Here is a 17,285-nt window from a genome sequence, read left to right as displayed (position 1 = left end):
CCCCCTGAAACTTGATTATCACAGCCAATTTAGTGGTCAATTCCAAGAATTGACCTTGTCCGATATTTGCACGTGCAAGTGCACGGCTTCCGTATCTGTTAGACGGAACCCTGCCTGTCGGCCAAATTCTGAAAAATTACTTCCGGGAAGCCCGAAAACCCTTCGGGCTTCCCTAGAAGAACAGTTCCCCTGTCGGCAGTGCGTGGTTGTCTGCGATGTGCGGGGCGAGGATGCCTTCGCCAAGGCCATTGGGGACATCGCTGGATGTCAGGCCTGTGTCGAACGCCTTGGCGATGTCGCCGGCGGGCTCCGCGCCTGCCGGGAACCAGCCTGCCCAGGTGGAGGGGGCGAAGCCGTTGGCGGTGAGGTAGTCGATCACCTGCTGCTGGCTCTGGTAGTTGGCATAGCGGATGTTGCCGTCGGCATGCATGTAGGCATGGAGGTACGCCGTCCCGTCGGTCAGCGCGAAATAGACCTCCTGCAGCCCGTCGCCATCGTAGTCGTCGGCTCCCAGCACGCGGTTGATGTTCTCGATCTGGAGATCGTTCTGGAAGCGTCGCTGGCTGTCGTTGGCCGAGCCTGCGACGACCTGGCCCGCGGCAACCAGCGGATCGATGTAGATGCCGGCAACGCGCGTCTCGCCGGCCCAGCCATGGTCGGCGAAGTAGACGAGGCCGTCGGGTGCGGTGCCGACAGTGGCGAAGCGGCCGATGGTGCGGTTGACGAGGATCTGGTCGACATCGCCGTCGCCGTTGACGTCGGCGCTGCCGATACGCAGCCATCCGCCATTGCCGCCCAGCGCATTGCCGTCGAAGTCGCGGATGTTGTTCATCGCGGACTGGTAGACGCTGCGGTCGGCGGTGTTGAAGTTGACCGAGACGCCGGTGCCGGGAAGCAGGCGCAGCGTGGCATTGTCGAACTGGAGATACTCGACATTGCGCAGCGTGTCGGTCCCATCGGGCCCAGTGACCTGGAAAACACCGGTCGAGGTCTGGGTCACCGTATATGCCGACCGCAAACCGCGAACCACCGCAGTGTCTACGTTCGATCCGCCGTCAATCGAATCATTGCCGCCAAGACCGGTGAGGCGATTGGCAACACCATTGCCGATTAGCTGATCGGAACCTGACCCACCGACCGCATTTTCGATCACCGTTCCGCGCGCAATCGTCATGTTGCCGACGCTGCCGCCAACGTTCGAATAGGTTTCCTGGTTCAGGTTGATGACCTGGGCTGTCGCAAAACTCGAATAGTTGAGAGTGTCGACGCCGCCGTGATCCACAATCGTGAATGCGAGCAAACGGCCCAACTGATCGGTAGCGGCATCACCCACACCGTAGACGTCACGTCCCGAAGTATTGCCGACACCGTAGAAAGTGTCGCCGGTGCGGGTCGAGTTGGCCACGCCATAAGCTTCCTGGATCGCGACAATGTCCGCCGCGCGCGGGGTAACCGCGAAGACTCGCGTGAATCCCTGGGCCTGGAAGAACGTGTTCTCGGACTGATCGAAGTACGACATCACGGTCGTGGCCCAGGAATCGTTCAGATAGCTGGCATCGCTCGTGTAATCGGCGGTGTTGTTGTAATTACCCGCATGACCCAGGCCGAGCGCGTGGCCGATCTCGTGAAGGTAGGTCTGGAAGGAATAGCTGTCGAGCGTCGTGCCCGATGAAACCAGCCAGTCGGTCGAGATGTTGACCTGCGAGCTGATGATGAAACCGCCGGACGTCGTCGAAGTCGCGAAAGCACCGCTTTCGGTATCGTCGAACACTATCTGGCCACCGCTCGAGACCTCGGAGAAATTTATCCCGAGCACGTCGCTCCACAGCGTCAGGGCGGAGCGTGCGAGGAACTGACCGTCAGTGGTCAAAGCCGTGACATTGACGGTAATCGTGCCGCCGATGCCGACGTTGAAATGACGACCGGCGCCCTGTCCGCCCCAGTAGCCGTAGAGCAGCTGGTCGGCGATCTGGTCGTTCGAATACTCGCTGAGCGGCTCGGCAATGCCCGCAGACAGGTGATATGTGCCTTGCTCTCCCTCGGCCCAGCCGGCCACGTCGATATAATACGTGCCTGAAGTTTGCGCGACGAAACGGATGCGCGAATATGTTCCGGAACTGTCGTCGTTGAAGGCAAGGACGCTGCCCGAAGCGGTCCGCAGGGTCAGCGTGGTATCGACATCGCTTGCTCCGCCGGTGGCGCTCGTGACGAATTCGTAGGTCTGCCCGGCCTGAAGAGTGACGGCATACCAGTCGTGGTCACCCGTCTGCTCGAGCGAGGCGCTGACAATCGCTCCATCAACTACAATCGACGAAGCGGTTGCGGCGGTGGATCCTGCCGCATCTGCAACCGGACGCGAGCTGGTGACGTAATAGTCGCCCGTGGCCGTGTCGTAACCGGTGACGTCGAGATAATAGGTCCCGCTGGTCGTGGCAGTGAAGGTGATCTCGGAATAGTACAGCCCGGCATCGGTATTGGCATCGTCATTGGTTGCGACGATCCCACCGGATGAGTTGCGCAGGTTCAGGATACTGTCGACCAGGCCGCCGCCCGGCAGGTAGGTCGAAAAGGTGTAAGTCTGGCCTGCCGTCAGCGTGATGCGAAACCAGTCGCTGTCACCCGGAGTGTCGATGGCACTCGTCTGGTAGCTGCCGGGGCTGAGAGTCGCGGTGGTGAGCGTGCTGCCGGGGATGGTGTCCTCCGCGCCGGAAATCCCGGTGCCCGGCTGGAACAGCTTGCCGCCATCATGGGCGAGGCATGCGGGGCAAATGCAACCTCCGGCATGGACGCTTTCACCAGCCAGCGGATTGCCTGTATTATCGAGGAAATCGAACGAGAACGTGTCGTCCCCATCGAAGGTTTCGTTCAACCTGAAAGTCTGCCCGTCCATCACTCGACCCTTACCCTAAACCCGCCGCTCGCGAATGGCTCATCCCTGAAAGCCAAAGGAGCGCGGCTCCAACAGAACTACCTTTTGCCTTCCGGCGCATTCCGACACAATCGCAAGTTCGAAGTAACTCACGATGGCTGGACGATATCGTCCCAAATCATTGGCATTGCTTTTCTTAAAGTCGCTAGCCCAAGATTGGTTAAACCGATCTTCAACCCCTCGATGTGCCGGGAAGCCAGCGCAGAATCGCCAACTTCACCGGGACATGGGCAATGTGACAGGTCTTTGATTAACCTTGCCTAACTGATGTCGAGGTCGTGAGCAGTGTCCAGCAAAGGACGACGAACCAGCCGATGGCCACCGCCACGAAGACGTAGAGGAGCGCGGTCGCAAGGCCTGCCACGATCGCAAGGAAGGCGGCAAAGGCGTAAAAATCCCGCATGGTGATGTAGGTCAACCAACGCCTGACGGCGGAGGGGCGCTGCCCGAAGCGCGTCTTGAGCGCATCGAAAGTCAGGTCGCCACCGTCGCGTCGCGACTGGATGGCGAGGATGGCACTGCCCAGAGCCAGGATGATACCGCCGGCAAGGCCTGCAAGACCGGCGGTCTCCTCGCCGGCAGTGAACAGGTTGAAACTGACGCCGCCGACGAAACAGAGGTTGGTTGCGGTATCGGTGAGACTGTCCATCATCGCACCGGCCGCTGAACTGCGGAAGGTGGCTCTCGCCATTTCGCCGTCCACTCCATCGACGATGGAAGCCAGCTGGAACAATGCAGCGCCGACCAGCAGCCCCTGCGAACCACCGCTGATCAGTGCAACGAACATCGCGATACCCAGCAGGCCTGCCGCGAAGGTCGCATGCCATGGGCGTGCCGCAGGAACCATCAGGACGAGGCGCGTGATGAACTGCGAAATCGGTCGGTTGAGGTGTCGCGAGACGATTCCGTCGGTCGGCTTGCCGGTGCTGGCGACGATCCTGCGCCCGAGCGCTTGCAGGGTCGGCACATCCGCATCCCCCGCATTTGGCGAAACCTCTCCCGGTGTCTGCAGCGTATCGCCACCAATCAGTGGGCGTTCGCCGAGGCCGCACGAGTCGACCGCCAGCAATTCGAACCCCGGCGCGAGGCGATGTATCTCGCGCACGGTCAGTGGGGAGGGCGACCAGCCTCCGGGCACGGCGACAATTACTTGCCTGTTTTCCCCGCCATGGACCTTCGCGAACTGCAACATGGCTCTGGCTGTCGCAGGTACGCCTGCAACGAGAAAGTTTGCCGCGCGCTCGGACGGGAAGGTTATCGCGGCAGGAGTGGGGGCTGACATCTTGGGTGTGATGGCTTGCAATTGTCGTAGGGGAATTGCATCGCCGTCTACCGACAAGTCCGCCAAGATCAAGCCGGGCAACCCGCCCACAGCAGGTAAGCAGATTCGTGCCCGCTTCCGATAACGCCAACTCTGGCAAGCACTTGCCGACTTCTCCGGAAGGGCGGATCGTCGAGCTACAGAACCCGCTTGACCGCGCGCTGTACCATCCGGTCGCCGCGTATCTCGCACGGTCGCTTGCCCGCACGGTTGTCACTCCGAACATGGTTTCCGTCCTTGGCAGTTTGGCAATTGTTCTGGCCGGGATTGCCTACATCCAACCCGCCTGGCCGCTGGCAGCACTGGCCGGCTTGTGCCTGCACATGTCATGGCATGTCTTTGATGGAGCGGATGGCGATCTGGCGCGGCGAACTGGCCGGGTCAGTGCGTCAGGAGAGATCATTGACGGGATTTGCGACTACGCCGGTCACACGGTCCTTTATGTCCTTCTGGCCGCTGCGGCTTCGCGGGAGGTTGGGCCGGTGGTCTGGGTCCTCGCGGTGGCCGCCGGCGTCAGTCGGGTAGTCCAGGCCAATTTCTACGAAGTACAACGCCGTCAATTCGCGTATTGGGCGTATGGTGTGGGGTGGCTGAGATCCGGCAACGAAACTTCGGGCACGAATTTTCTGGCCGTCGCGGCCCGGACGTACCTACGCATCGCGAGCTTCTTCTCTCCACCGCAATCCGAGATCGACGACGCAGCGACCGACCCCTCGCGTGCCCAGATGCTGTCGCGGCTGGTGCGCGACCTCGGACCTTTCGCCTTCGCAGGAAGCAGCCTGCTCGGCGCCAACTATCGTACTCTCGTCCTCGGTGTTTCGATGCTGTTCGGATCGCCCCTATGGTACTTCGCCTACGAAGCGGTAGTTCTCAACATCGTCATGGGCATCAGCCTAGCGCGTTCGCGAAGAAACCTGAGGGCCCTCACTGCTGCGCTTCAATCAGGCTCGAGCACTGTGCGATAGGCATCGAGGTTCGCGGCCGCGAAATTGCACCAGTCGAGCATCCTGGCGCGGGCGATCCCGCGTTCCACCAAGCCTGAAGCGAGCGCCGGATCTGTTGCGATCCGCCTTAGGGCACTGGCAATAGATGCCGTGTCTTCCGGGTCGACAAGCAGAGCCGCACCTGCGGCCACTTCGGGCATGGCGGAACGGTTGCTCGTGATGACGGGGCATCCGCAGGCCATGGCCTCGGCAATCGGCATGCCGAACCCTTCGCAAAGAGACGGGTGGAGCAGAGCCGTCGCACCATTGTAGAGGGTGACGAGCGCGTCTTCGTCAACTGGTGCCAGGAAGTCGACCCGGTCAGCGATGCCGAGCTGGGTCGCCAGCTTCTGCAACCGGGAGTTCGATGCACCCTGCCTCTGGACCAGGACGAGGCCAATCGACTGGTCGGACGAAAAGGCAGAGGCGAACGCTTCCAGGACACGCGCGTGGTTCTTGTACGGTGCGTTCTGCCCGACAGTCAGCACATAGCGTGGGCGGGAGACGCCGATCCGGTCGATTTGTGCGAGATCGGTGGCTCGCCGGACGAAGCGTTCCGACAAGCCCGGCAGCACTGCCCGGCATCGTGCGGCGAGGGCCGGTTCAAGATCGATCAGCCCGGTTCGTGTGGCCTCGCTTACGGTCAGGATGATGGTAGACCTCGCCATCGCATGGCTCATCCCGTGGCGGTAGAAGGCTTTCTCGGCCAGGCCCCACGGCTTCGGATTGCAGAGCTCCGGATCGGTCAACCACATCACGTCATGCACGGTTGTGATGCAAGGCATCCCCAGTCCCATGGGGAGAATGTTCGACGGGGCATGGAAAAGATCGATGCCGGAAAGGTCGGCAAGGTAGGGCAAGAACCACATGTTCGCCGGGCCGTTGGTCGCCCAGGGGACGACACGTTCGGTGACATTGGCGGCGTTGGAAAGGGGGCCGGACATCGCCGGATGACGCAAGAAGAAAAATTGCAGGTCGGGGGCGAGTTGAGGCAAATGATCCACCAGTGCCTGGACCATCTCCCCAATCCCGCTGGGCGAGCCGTTGATGTATCGGCAGTCGAGGCAAACAGTCGGCATTCTGCGGTCACGCTTGCGTCAGAGGATGATCGCTCTGCAAGGACGAATTCAGGATAGGGTCAGGAAATCATGACCACGGGCATTTCGGCGTGGTGCATTCGAGAATGATGTCTTCGGTCGTTGGTTTTTCGGGCGATCAAGTCTAATGGGTAGGGCGCTGGAGCTGACCAGTTGTTGTCGTCGATTGCGGGAACTTTGTCGTGATTCGTGACCCGTGGATTGATTTCTACTGTTTGGGCCAGTGTTGAAGATCGCTACTTCAAATCGCAACCAAGCGCGCTTCTAGAATAATATTTTGACCAGGATTGAATTCATGTCAGCGATTCGCGTCGCAATCGTCGGTGTCGGGAACTGCGCCAGTTCGCTGGTCCAGGGTGCGGCATATTATTCCCGGCAGGCGTCGACCCGTGGTCTCATCCATGACTACGTCGGGGGTTACGGCGCCGATGACGTTCGGTTCGTTCTCGGCATCGACGTCGACCGGCGCAAGGTGGGCAAGGACCTTGCCGAGGCGATTTTCGCCGCTCCGAACAACACCAAGGTCTTCTGCGAAGACGTTCCGCTTACTGGAGCGACTGTCATCCGAGGAAGGATTCTCGATGGCGTTGCGGAGCATATGACCACTGCAGGTGAACGCGGTTTCATCGTCGATGAGGGTGCCGACGCAACACAGGCGGACATTGTTGCGGCGCTAAAGGCTTCGGGTACGCACATCATGCTCAACTTCCTCCCGGTAGGGTCTCAGGAAGCGAGCGAATTTTACATGGAATGCGCGCTCGAGGCCGGTGTTGCGGTGGTGAACTGCATCCCAGTGTTCATCGCCAGCGACCCCGAATGGGAATCCCGTTTTCGCGAGCGCGGCCTCCCTATCGTAGGGGATGACATCAAGGCGCAGATCGGCGCGACCATCGTCCACCGCACCCTGTCCAGCCTGTTCACCACCCGCGGGGTAACGGTCGAGCGGACGTACCAGCTCAATACGGGCGGAAACACGGACTTCATGAATATGCTCGATCGCCAACGGCTGACGAGCAAGAAGGAGTCGAAGACCGAAGCGGTTCAGGCTGCATTGGCTGAACGGCTGGCCGCGGAAAACATTCAGATCGGTCCCTCCGAGTACGTACCTTGGCAGAAGGACAACAAGCTGTGCTTCCTGAGGCTGGAAGGGACGCAATGGGGCGATGTCCCGGTCGAACTCGAACTGCGCCTTTCGGTCGAAGACAGTCCCAATGCGGCGGCGTGCGTCATGGATGCCATCCGCTTCTGCAAGTTTGCCATGGACAATGGTGACAGCGGCGCGCTGATTGCGCCCAGCGCCTATTACTGCAAGCATCCCCCGCAGCAGATCGACGAGGACACGGCGGGCCGCATGCTGGACGATTACGTTTCGCGTTTCGCCCAGGCGGCGGAATGATCGCCTAGTCCGAACTGCCGGCGGGAAGTTACCGATGGACGCCCTGATACTTGCTGCCGGTTTCGGCAGTCGCCTGCGTGAGGTGGAGCCGTGCAAGCCGCTGACCCGGCTGCACAGCCTTTCGTTGCTGGAGATTGCGGTCCGTCAGCTTGCATCGGTCGGCGTTACCCGGGTGGTGGTAGCGACAGGCTATCTTGCGGACGAGATCGAAGCCGCGCTCCCGTCGATCGCAGAACTGGCCGGCATCTTGGTCGAAGCCCGGAGGGTGCAGGACTACAATCTACCCAATGGTCATTCGGTGCTGGCCGGTGCGGCCGGGTTCTCCGGCGAATTCTTGCTGGTGATGGCCGACCATTTGTTTTCCCGCCAAGTTCTCCAGGCCTTGGTGGATCGAGGCGTACCAGACCACGGCGTCGTACTCGCCATTGATCGGCGAGTGGATTCCCCGCTCGTGGATCCCGACGATGCTACTTGGGTCGAGACGGGCGACGACGGGCGGATACGCAAAATCGGGAAGTCGATCACACGATATGATGCGGTGGACTGCGGTGCATTCCTGGCCACCCCTGCGCTGCTGGCGGCAATCGCGTCGGCCATTGCCGGCGGCAAGGCCGGCTCGCTCTCCGAAGGAATGCAGCGTCTTGCCGACGATGGTCGTGCATGGACGACCGATATTGACGGCGCATGGTGGATCGATGTCGATGATGCGCGTGACCTCGAACTTGCAAGGCAGCAAGTGACGGAACAATGCCCGGAACTGTTCGCATCGGACGAATTTCAGGGATCGGTGCCGGCGTGAGCGATCGGATCCTTCTCGATGTGACTCGTGCGGTCAGCCGTCGCTGGCGAGGCAAGACCCCGAGCGGACTTGATCGCGTAGCGGATGCCTATGCCAAGCATTTCGCCGCAAAGTCTCTGGCCGTGCTGCAGGTACGCGGCAGGCCCTTCGTCCTGGATGCTGGCAATTCGGAACGTCTGCTTGGTGCCCTCGACCAGTCCCGTCCCGAGTTTCGCAAAGTGGTCATGCGCCTGATGGGCCGATTGCCCATTGGCACCGCCCCGGCCGCGGACTTCGCCGGTGCCAGATACCTCAATGTAAGTCACACGGACTTCGATTTGGCCGCGCACTGGCGCTGGGTCCGCCGTCACAGATTGCGTCCGACCTATTTCCTGCATGACCTCATCCCCATCAGCAGTCCTGAAGTAACCACGCCCCACAAGACTGCGAGACATCGGGGCAGGGTGATGCGTGCACTCTCAGGTGCCGAAGGGATCGTGGTCAATTCGCATACTACCGCGCAGGAACTGACGCTGTTTGCCCGCAAGACGGGGTCGAGGTTGGTGGCAACGCTGGTTGCCCCGCTTGCAGCCGAGGGGAAGCCGGTCACTTTCCGCCAGACACAGGCGACGGGGCCGGTTTTCGTTTCGATCGGCACGGTAGAGAAGCGCAAGAACTACATGCTGCTGCTGGATGTCTGGTCGCGCCTTGTTCGGCGACTTGGCGATGGCACGCCAAAATTGGTTATCGTGGGAAGCTGGGGACTGGGTGGTCACGCGGTACGAAACCGCTTGATGCGGGATGCCGATATTGCACGCTTCGTAGAGGTCCGCAGCGGGCTGGGAGATGCGGAAGTTGCTCATCTGGTGTCGTCTTCCCGCGCGGTGCTGTTGCCGTCACTCGCCGAAGGTTTCGGACTTCCGCTGGTCGAGGCGCTGCAACAGGGCGTTCCGGTCATCGCCAGCGACTTGCCCAGTTTCATCGAAATCGGGCAAGGCATTCCGACCTTAATCGACCCGGCAAACGCGATTGCGTGGGAACAGGCGATCGTCGACTTCTGCGGTGAAGGCATCGAACGCGAGCGTCAACTTGCCTGCGTGGGTAACTTCACATCTCCGACCTGGGCAGATCACTTTGCCTCTGTCGAAGGATGGCTGGCATCCGCGGCAAGGGCCGAACCTTGCGCCAGGCGGGAATATGGCATCTACACAAGTGACCGCAGGTCAGGGGAACAGGGACGGGAAGTGCAGTGCTGAACAGGATGAAGTCCATCAATCCGCTGTTCCTGGCGGTAGTGGCACTGCCGACATTGCTGGCTTCGATCTACTTCGGCCTGCTGGCCGAGGATGTCTATGTTTCCGAATCCCGCTTTCTCGTCCGTAGTCCCAGCAAGCCCGACGTATCGCCACTGGGTGCAATCCTGAGCTCTGGCAGCCTCGCCGGGGCCACGGAAGAAAACAATGCGGTCAGGGAGTATCTCGGCTCGCGTGCGGCACTTGCGGAGGTCGACCGCCAGGGCCTCGTCCGCAACGCATACAGTTCCCCCGCGATTTTCTTCATCGACCGGTTCGGGGGGCTCAATGGGAGCAGCTTCGAACAGCTCTACGAATACTACTCCGACAAGGTGTCGATCGAGGAAGGCGATAGCGTGCCTGTCCTGCGACTTCGCGTTGAGGCCTTTGACGCGAAGGATGCGCAGCAGATAAACGAGAAGCTGCTGCAAGCTTCTGAAAAGCTTGTGAACGACCTGTCCAGGCGGGCGCAATCAGATGCAGTCCGGTTCTCCGAAAATGAAGTCAGCGAAGCGCGAGAGAAGGCTCGCAGTGCATCGCTCGCCCTGGCGCGCTTCCGCGACCAGCAAGGCATCATCGATCCGGAATTGCAGGCCAAGGTCGGCCTGCAGACGATCTCCCAATTGCAGGAGCAGCTGATCGCGACACGGACCCAGCTGTTGCAGATGCGGACCTATACGCCGCAGGCGTCGCAGATCCCATTCCTCAGGACACAGGTTGCGGAACTGGAGCGAGAAATTGCGCGGCAGACCAAGCAGATCGCGGGTGGTGCGCGCTCGCTCTCATCAAGTGCGGCGCGATTCCAGGAACTCACTCTCACGTCTAAATTTGCCGAACAACAGCTCGCGATCGCGCTCGCCTCGCAACAGGATGCGCAAGCCGATGCGCGGCGCAAGCGAGCCTATGTCGAGCGGATTTCGAACCCGTCGCTGCCAGACTACGCGATCTTTCCGCGCCGCATCCGCAACATCTTCGCTACGTTTGTCTTCGGGATCCTCGCCTGGGGTGTGCTGTCCATGCTGATTGTCGGCATCAGGGAGCATCGCGACTGATGGCGACAAGCCCGCCCGCACCAGTTCCCCTGCGCCAGAGCCTGCAAATCAACGGGCGCGTGGTCGGTGCATTGCTGGTGCGCGAAATGCTGACCCGATACGGCAGGCACAATATCGGCTTCCTTTGGCTGTTCGTCGAACCGATGCTGTTCACTCTGGGGGTCACTGCCCTCTGGACTGCAACAAAGTCGGTGCACGGAAGCGATCTCCCGATCGTCGCATTCGCCCTGACCGGCTATTCCAGTGTCCTCTTGTGGCGCAACATGCCGGGTCGCTGCATCGGAGCGCTGTGGGCCAATCTTTCCTTGATGTACCACCGCAACATCAAGGTTCTGGACATCTACACGGCGCGCCTGCTACTTGAATTCGGTGGAGCGACCATCTCGTTCGCTGTGCTCGCTATCGTCTTCATGGCGTTCGGCATACTTGCGCCTCCGGAAGACTTTCTGGGTGTAGCGGCCGGGTGGCTTCTGCTGGCATGGTTCGGCTGTGCGCTCGCAATTTTCCTCGGTGCCATGTCGCACCGGAGCGAGCTGGTCGACAAGTTGTGGCACCCTGCATCCTACTTGCTGTTCCCGCTCTCCGGAGCGGCATTCCTTGTCGATGCACTGCCGCTTGCTGCTCAGAAGGTCGTCCTCTGGATACCCACGGTGCATGGTGTCGAAATGGTCCGCGAAGGGTGGTTCGGATCACAGGCGCGCGCCCACTTTGACGTTGGCTACCTGCTAGTCTTCAACCTTTTGCTTTCGGTTGCCGGACTATTGATGGTGCGCTGGGTCGCGCGGCGTGTGGTGCCGGAATGATTTCGGTCCGCAATCTTCACAAGTCCTATCCCACACGCTTTGGCAACAAGGTGGTTCTGGACGGGATCGACTTCGATCTAGCGCCTGGTGAAAGACTGGGCATCCTGGGCCGCAATGGTGCCGGCAAGTCGACCTTGATCCGGCTGGTCAGCGGAGCTGAGAAACCGACGTCCGGATCGATCGTGCGGGACATGTCGGTGTCATGGCCACTCGCCTTTGGCGGCGCGTTCCAGCCTCAATTGACCGGCATCGACAACATCCGCTTCATCACCTCGATCTACAACCAGGACTTCGAGCGCAATCTCGCCTTCGTCGAGGAATTCGCCGAACTCGGCCCCTATTTGCGGGAGCCGGTGCGCAGTTATTCTTCGGGCATGCGTGCGCGCCTGGCTTTCGCCATTTCGATGATCATCGAGTTCGACTGTTTCCTGATCGACGAAATCGGTGCGGTAGGTGATGCGCGGTTCCACGATCGCTGCAACCGCGAGCTGTTCGATGTTCGGGGCGACCGCGCCATGATCATCATTTCCCACGATGCCGGATACGTTCGCGAACACTGCAATCGCTGGGCAATCCTTCATGACGCCAAGCTTTCGCTGTTCGAGGAATTCGAGGAGGCATACGAGACCTACAAGGAATTGATCGGGGCGGAAACGCACTCGCAGCCGGTACCGGTCGACTTCACCAGTCGCGCATTGATGATTGCCTCGTCACAGCATGCTGCGCTGACCGACGAGCGGTTTCGTGCCCTCGTGCAGCAGGGGGATTGGGCGCGCGACGAAAGGGACTGGCCGCGCGCGGCGGATCAGTATGGCAAGGCCCTGGCACTGTATCCCTACCAGCGCAGTTACTGGTCCCAGCTAGGCCATATGGAAAAAGAACAGGGCAACTTCGGTGAGGCGGAGATTGCCTACCGCACCGCTGTCGCTCTGGGTGAACCCTTGTCCGACGTCGACGAGCATGCGCAGTTCGTGATGGTTCGACAGGACTTTCAAGGGGGCGAGGGGACTTTGCGCGTCCCGCAGCTTGGTCCTGCGGTCATTCAGCCGCCCGCACGGCCCGACATCGAATTGCTTTCGTGGCTGTTCACGGGCGATCACAAACCCGAAGCAGAGGTGGTGAGGAGTTCGATGCGAGAAGATGGCACGCTCGACGAAGTGGCCGCAAACCTTGTCTCGGGCATTTCCTTCTCAGCCGTACACAACAAGCGCGATGCGCAGTTCGAGCCATTGCTGGAACGAGCGATTTGCCTGCTGGGAGATGGGCGCTCCATCTTGGACCGCAGTTCGCTGGAGGACGGTGATGACCTGCCGGCGGACCTGTTTCGGCTAGGCGCCTTCGAGCGCTGGCCTCTCACCAATGAGGCGATGTCCCGCCGCTATCCAGAGCTGGCCCACTCCAACGACAAAATGATGGCGCCTTCGCGCTCCAACTAGACAATGACTTCAAACCAGAAAAACATCCTCATAGACGGCTACAACCTCGGGCTCGAGAAGGGCACGGGCGTCGCGACCTACGCGCGCAATCTGAGCTACGAGATCCACGAACTCGGCCACAAGGTATCGGTGCTTTATGGCAACCGTGGCTCCTACAATCGCGATGAACTCCTGCATGAGATCGCCTTCTTCGACGGACCGGTCGAACAACCGCGCTTCCTCGAAATTTTCGAAAGAGCAAAGCAGGCGATACGCGGCCCCCTGAGCTACTCGGCCAAGCAGGTTCCGATTACCGGCAAGGTCGTTTCACGAACCTTTGCTTCGCGCCTTCCCTATTTCGACGCGATCTACAATTCGAACGAAGTGTTCAAGAATGCTCAGGGCGCGTTCTGGATGTGGCAGCGTCCGGTCAACATCCGCATGCCCGAACAACCCGACCTTGCGCACTGGACCTATCCGCTACCGGTTGCGATCAAGGGGCGACCGAACATTTACACGATGCACGATCTAGTGCCGCTGAAACTTCCCTACACGACTCTCGATAACAAGCGCCGTTACCTGAAGCTCATGCGCCTGCTCGGTCGTCGCGCGGACCACATCGTTACCGTCTCGGAGAACTCCAAGCGCGACCTTGTCGAGCTGGTCGGTATTCCCGAGGAGAAGATCACTAACACTTACCAGTCTGTCCAGATTCCCGCGAAATATCGCGACAAACCCGAAGAGCAGGTTGCCAGGGAGGTCGAAGGCGTGACCGGCTTCCCCCACAAGGGCTATTTCCTGTTCTGGGGCTCGCTGGAGCCGAAGAAGAATATCGGTCGCATGATCGAATCCTACCTCGCCAGCCAAGTGGAAACGCCGCTGGTCATTATCGGCGCGCAGGCATGGAAGGCCGAGCGGGAACTTGCTCTCCTCAACGAGGGCCGCGTAGAAATCTGGGACAACGGCAGCATGGCCGAAATCCGCGGCATCACAGGTCCGGAACGGCGGAGGGGCGCGCGCAAGCACATTATCCGGCTCGACTACGTGCCCTTCAGCCTTCTGGTTAGCCTGATACGCGGTGCAAAGGCGGCGCTTTTCCCATCGCTGTACGAGGGGTTTGGCCTGCCAGCGCTTGAAGCCATGCTGCTGGGAACCCCGGTGATCTGTTCGAACACGTCATCGCTGCCCGAAGTTGTCGGGGATGCCGCCATGACCGTCGATCCCTATGATCCGCAGGCTTTGACTGCCGCGATCAGGGCGATCGATGCGGATGGAGGCCTGCGCGAAGATCTCGCCCGGCGAGGTATGGTTCAGGCAGCCGAGTATAGTCCGGCAAATTATCGCGATCGCCTTCAGGCGGTCTATTCGAGGTTCCTGTGATGCTACGTAAATCCTCAAACATTTCCGGAGCCGTCGCACTTTCGCTGCTCGCGATCACGACCGCCGGTTGCTCCGCATTCGGTGCTGCGGGACCTGGCACAGGGGCGGTCCGCAAGCTTGAGGGGACGAGTTACGCCAATGCGGATATCGCCGTTGTCGATCTCGACGTGGCTGCAGCCGATCGCCTGACGGAGCATCGTCGCGCTACGAGCTTCGCGCAGGTGTTTGCGGGCGATCCGCGCATCACTCCGCTGATCGAAAGCGGAGACATCGTAGGCGTCACGATCTGGGAGGCACCGCCTGCGGTGCTCTTCGGTAGCGTCGTGCCCGGAGGCGCAAACGGGGCGATGGCATCGCAAAGCTCGACCATCCCCGAACAGCCAGTCGATGAGCAGGGCAATATCGCCGTGCCTTTTGTGGGCAAGGTGGCAGTCGCAGGACGGTCTCCCGAAGACGTCCAGCTTGAAATCGCGCGGCGGCTGAGGGGTAGGGCGCATGATCCCCAGGTTCTGGTACGTATGCTGGGGAACCAGGCCAACAATGTGACGGTGCTCGGGAAGGTTGCGAGCACGAGGCGCGTTCCCCTTACCGCCAGCGGCGAACGTCTTCTCGACGTACTGGCCGCTGCCGGGGGTCCCACGGAAGATGTCGACAAGACCACCGTACGCCTGACGCGAGGAGCGACCGCCGCGACCATGCCGCTCGATGCGGTCATCCTCGACCCCGCGCAGAACGTGCCGCTTCGCGCGAACGACGTGCTGACGGTGATCCACCAGCCGTACAGCTTCATTGCCCTCGGTGCGGTTGCCAAGAATGCCGAGGTGCCATTCGAAGGCTCGGGCCTGACGCTCGCCCAGGCGCTCGGTCGGATTGGCGGACTGCGCGATGACAGGGCTGACATTCGCGGCGTTTTCGTCTTCCGCTTCGAGGATCCCGATGTCCTGCCGGCGCAGGTGGCGGACGCCGGGCGACGCAATCCCGAGGGCAGGGTTCCGGTAGTTTACCGCCTCGACCTGTCCGACGCATCGAGCTTCTTCGTCGCGCAGGAATTCGCCATTCGCGACGACGATGTTCTCTACGTGTCGAGCGCTCCTGGTGCCGACCTGCAGAAGTTCCTCACGACCCTTTCCAGTGCTGCCTTGTCGACCATCGCAATCGGGAATTCGCTCTAGCCTCCACCGGGGCCGGTAGGTCCAAGGGGCTCGCGACGCGGGCGCGGTTTGCCTCTGTGCTTGCCGTCCTCGTCCCATTCGATGCGGTAGAGGTCAAAGCGACGGTCGGCGAGGTTGCGGACCGTACCCTCCGCACGAGCCCAGCTGAGGTCGGCGAGGTTGATGTCGCTAATGGTGAGCGTCTCCACGTTCTCGGTCGCTTCGGCGGCAATCCCGTCGCGGGCGAAGGGAAAATCGCACGGCGTCAGGATGCAGCTCTGGGCATACTGGATGTCCATGTTGCCGACATTGGGCAGGTTACCGACATTGCCGCTGAGGACGACGAAGCACTGGTTCTCGATCGCGCGAGCCTGACCGCAATAGCGCACACGCAGATACCCTTGGCGGCTGTCGGTGCAGAACGGCACGAATATGATGCGGGCACCTTCGTCCGCCAGGCGGCGACTGAGTTCCGGGAATTCGCTGTCATAGCATATCTGCACGCCAATCGGGCCGCAGTCGGTCTGGATGACGTCGATCTTGTCGCCACCCTTGATGTTCCACCAGTATCGCTCGTTGGGCGTGGGATGGATCTTTTCCTGCTCATGCACCGAACCGTCGCGGAGGCAGACGTAAGCGACATTATGGATGTCCCCATCGTCCATGCGGGTCGGGTGGCTCCCCGCGATGATATTGATGTTGAAGCGCATCGCCATGTCGGAGATGTCCTGCTTCAGGCGCGGAGTGTACTCGGAGAGACGCTCGATCGCCTCGACTGGGGAGAGTTCCTTTTCCTCGTAACTCAGCAGCATCAGGGTGAAGAGCTCGGGAAAGAGGATGAAGTCGCTCTCGTAATCGCTTGCGACATCGACGAAATATTCGATGGTTGAGAGGAATTCCGCGTAGTCCTTTACGGCGCGGGCCTGCAGTTGGCAGGTCGCCACGCGAACTGCCTCCACTCCGCGGGGCAGGCGCTTCTTGGGCGGCTGGTCGGCTTCCACATAGGGATTGCGCCATACCATCATCACGGCATTGGCTTCGGATGCCTTGTCCTCGGGCAGGTAGTTTTCGAGCACGCGTTCGGGCTCGAATCCGTTGGCCAGCTGGAAGCGCAACACGGGATCATGGATCTTCCCGGCGACGACCTGGTCGAGGTAATCCTGTGGGCCGTCGACCTTGCGTTTGTGCCGGCGGTAATTGGGCATCCGGCCTGCAAAGATCACGCCCTTAAGGTCGTTCTCCTCAGCCAGGGCACGGCGTTCCTCGTACAGCCTGCGGCCGATGCGCACGCCGCGTACCTTGGGATCGACGCACATTTCGTAGCCGTAGAGCCAGTCGCCGGTGGGGTCGTGGCGACTGCCGAATCCGTTGCCGGTGATCTCATCCCAGTCGTGGTCTTGAAAGGCCAGCGTCTCGGCCACCTGCATCGTCGCGCAATAGCCGACGACTTCCTCGTCGAGCAGGGCGACGAAACAGCCTTCGCGGAAGTTGTTGATCTGCCCGCGTACCTCACCGTGGGTGTAGGCCGGCATGTCGTTGTAGACCCGCCGCACGAGGTTCGCGATGCCGGGAATGTCCCTGATCCGTGCATTGCGGATCTCGAGCCGCCGCTGGCCGAACTTCTCGCTCGCCTTGCGGCGGGTAGCAGGTTTCTTCTTCGCAGGTGTCTTGGCCAATTGCCCCTCGTT

The 17,285-nt window shown here is 60.8% G+C and carries 13 protein-coding genes; 9 read left to right on the top strand and 4 right to left on the bottom strand.

Translation table 11 applies throughout. The features are described from left to right. Positions 1-172: 172 nt before the first annotated feature. The gene (locus tag IRL76_RS07385) at positions 173-2,890 is read right to left on the bottom strand and encodes a M10 family metallopeptidase C-terminal domain-containing protein (RefSeq protein WP_200980747.1); all 2,718 of its coding nucleotides are present in this window, start codon (positions 2,888-2,890) and stop codon (positions 173-175) included. A 289-nt stretch (positions 2,891-3,179) separates the two neighbouring features. After that, complete coding sequence (locus tag IRL76_RS07380; protein ID WP_200980746.1) at positions 3,180-4,211, bottom strand: CDP-alcohol phosphatidyltransferase family protein; 1,032 nt, start codon at positions 4,209-4,211, stop codon at positions 3,180-3,182. 107 nt (positions 4,212-4,318) lie between these two features. Here IRL76_RS07380 and IRL76_RS07375 point away from each other — a divergent pair, with 107 nt between their 5' ends. Continuing rightward, complete coding sequence (locus tag IRL76_RS07375; protein WP_246449581.1) at positions 4,319-5,215, top strand: CDP-alcohol phosphatidyltransferase family protein; 897 nt, start codon at positions 4,319-4,321, stop codon at positions 5,213-5,215. On the opposite strand, the gene IRL76_RS07370 is transcribed toward IRL76_RS07375, so the two are convergent. Then, positions 5,188-6,192: a glycosyltransferase family 4 protein gene (locus IRL76_RS07370; protein WP_216629289.1), complete on the bottom strand. Its 1,005-nt coding sequence runs from the start codon at positions 6,190-6,192 to the stop codon at positions 5,188-5,190. The two genes, IRL76_RS07375 and IRL76_RS07370, sit on opposite strands and share 28 nt — an antisense overlap. Positions 6,193-6,625: 433 nt before the next feature. Here IRL76_RS07370 and IRL76_RS07365 point away from each other — a divergent pair, with 433 nt between their 5' ends. From IRL76_RS07365 to IRL76_RS07330, 8 genes are read left to right on the top strand one after another with little or no spacing between them, the layout of a single operon-like run. Continuing rightward, entirely contained in the window at positions 6,626-7,726 is a 1,101-nt protein-coding gene (locus tag IRL76_RS07365) for an inositol-3-phosphate synthase (RefSeq protein ID WP_200980744.1), read from the top strand. Positions 7,727-7,760: 34 nt separating this feature from the next. Next, the gene (locus IRL76_RS07360) at positions 7,761-8,525 is read left to right on the top strand and encodes a phosphocholine cytidylyltransferase family protein (RefSeq protein WP_200980743.1); all 765 of its coding nucleotides are present in this window, start codon (positions 7,761-7,763) and stop codon (positions 8,523-8,525) included. Beyond that, positions 8,522-9,760 (top strand): glycosyltransferase, encoded by a 1,239-nt coding sequence (locus tag IRL76_RS07355; RefSeq protein WP_200980742.1) that lies wholly within the window; start codon positions 8,522-8,524, stop codon positions 9,758-9,760. The genes IRL76_RS07360 and IRL76_RS07355 overlap by 4 nt, the downstream gene beginning before the upstream one ends. After that, on the top strand, positions 9,754-10,848 hold the full coding sequence (locus tag IRL76_RS07350; RefSeq protein WP_200980741.1) for a KpsE/RkpR family capsule polysaccharide export protein: 1,095 nt from the start codon (positions 9,754-9,756) through the stop codon (positions 10,846-10,848). The genes IRL76_RS07355 and IRL76_RS07350 overlap by 7 nt, the downstream gene beginning before the upstream one ends. Then, complete coding sequence (locus tag IRL76_RS07345; RefSeq protein ID WP_200980740.1) at positions 10,848-11,651, top strand: ABC transporter permease; 804 nt, start codon at positions 10,848-10,850, stop codon at positions 11,649-11,651. The genes IRL76_RS07350 and IRL76_RS07345 overlap by 1 nt, the downstream gene beginning before the upstream one ends. Then, a complete protein-coding gene (locus IRL76_RS14680; RefSeq protein ID WP_200980739.1) occupies positions 11,648-13,087 on the top strand; it encodes an ATP-binding cassette domain-containing protein in 1,440 nt (479 codons plus the stop codon). The genes IRL76_RS07345 and IRL76_RS14680 overlap by 4 nt, the downstream gene beginning before the upstream one ends. 3 nt (positions 13,088-13,090) lie before the next feature. Next, on the top strand, positions 13,091-14,446 hold the full coding sequence (locus IRL76_RS07335; RefSeq protein ID WP_200980738.1) for a glycosyltransferase family 4 protein: 1,356 nt from the start codon (positions 13,091-13,093) through the stop codon (positions 14,444-14,446). Next, a complete protein-coding gene (locus IRL76_RS07330; protein ID WP_200980737.1) occupies positions 14,446-15,618 on the top strand; it encodes a polysaccharide biosynthesis/export family protein in 1,173 nt (390 codons plus the stop codon). The genes IRL76_RS07335 and IRL76_RS07330 overlap by 1 nt, the downstream gene beginning before the upstream one ends. Here IRL76_RS07330 and IRL76_RS07325 read toward each other — a convergent pair. Then, a complete protein-coding gene (locus IRL76_RS07325; RefSeq protein WP_200980736.1) occupies positions 15,615-17,273 on the bottom strand; it encodes a bifunctional GNAT family N-acetyltransferase/carbon-nitrogen hydrolase family protein in 1,659 nt (552 codons plus the stop codon). The two genes, IRL76_RS07330 and IRL76_RS07325, sit on opposite strands and share 4 nt — an antisense overlap. Positions 17,274-17,285 lie beyond the last annotated feature (12 nt).

The sequence above is a fragment of the Qipengyuania soli genome, assembly GCF_015529805.1.
Taxonomy (GTDB): domain Bacteria; phylum Pseudomonadota; class Alphaproteobacteria; order Sphingomonadales; family Sphingomonadaceae; genus Qipengyuania; species Qipengyuania soli.
The sequence above is the reverse complement of the archived record's forward strand: the minus strand, read 5'-3'. Positions and strand labels throughout refer to the sequence as shown.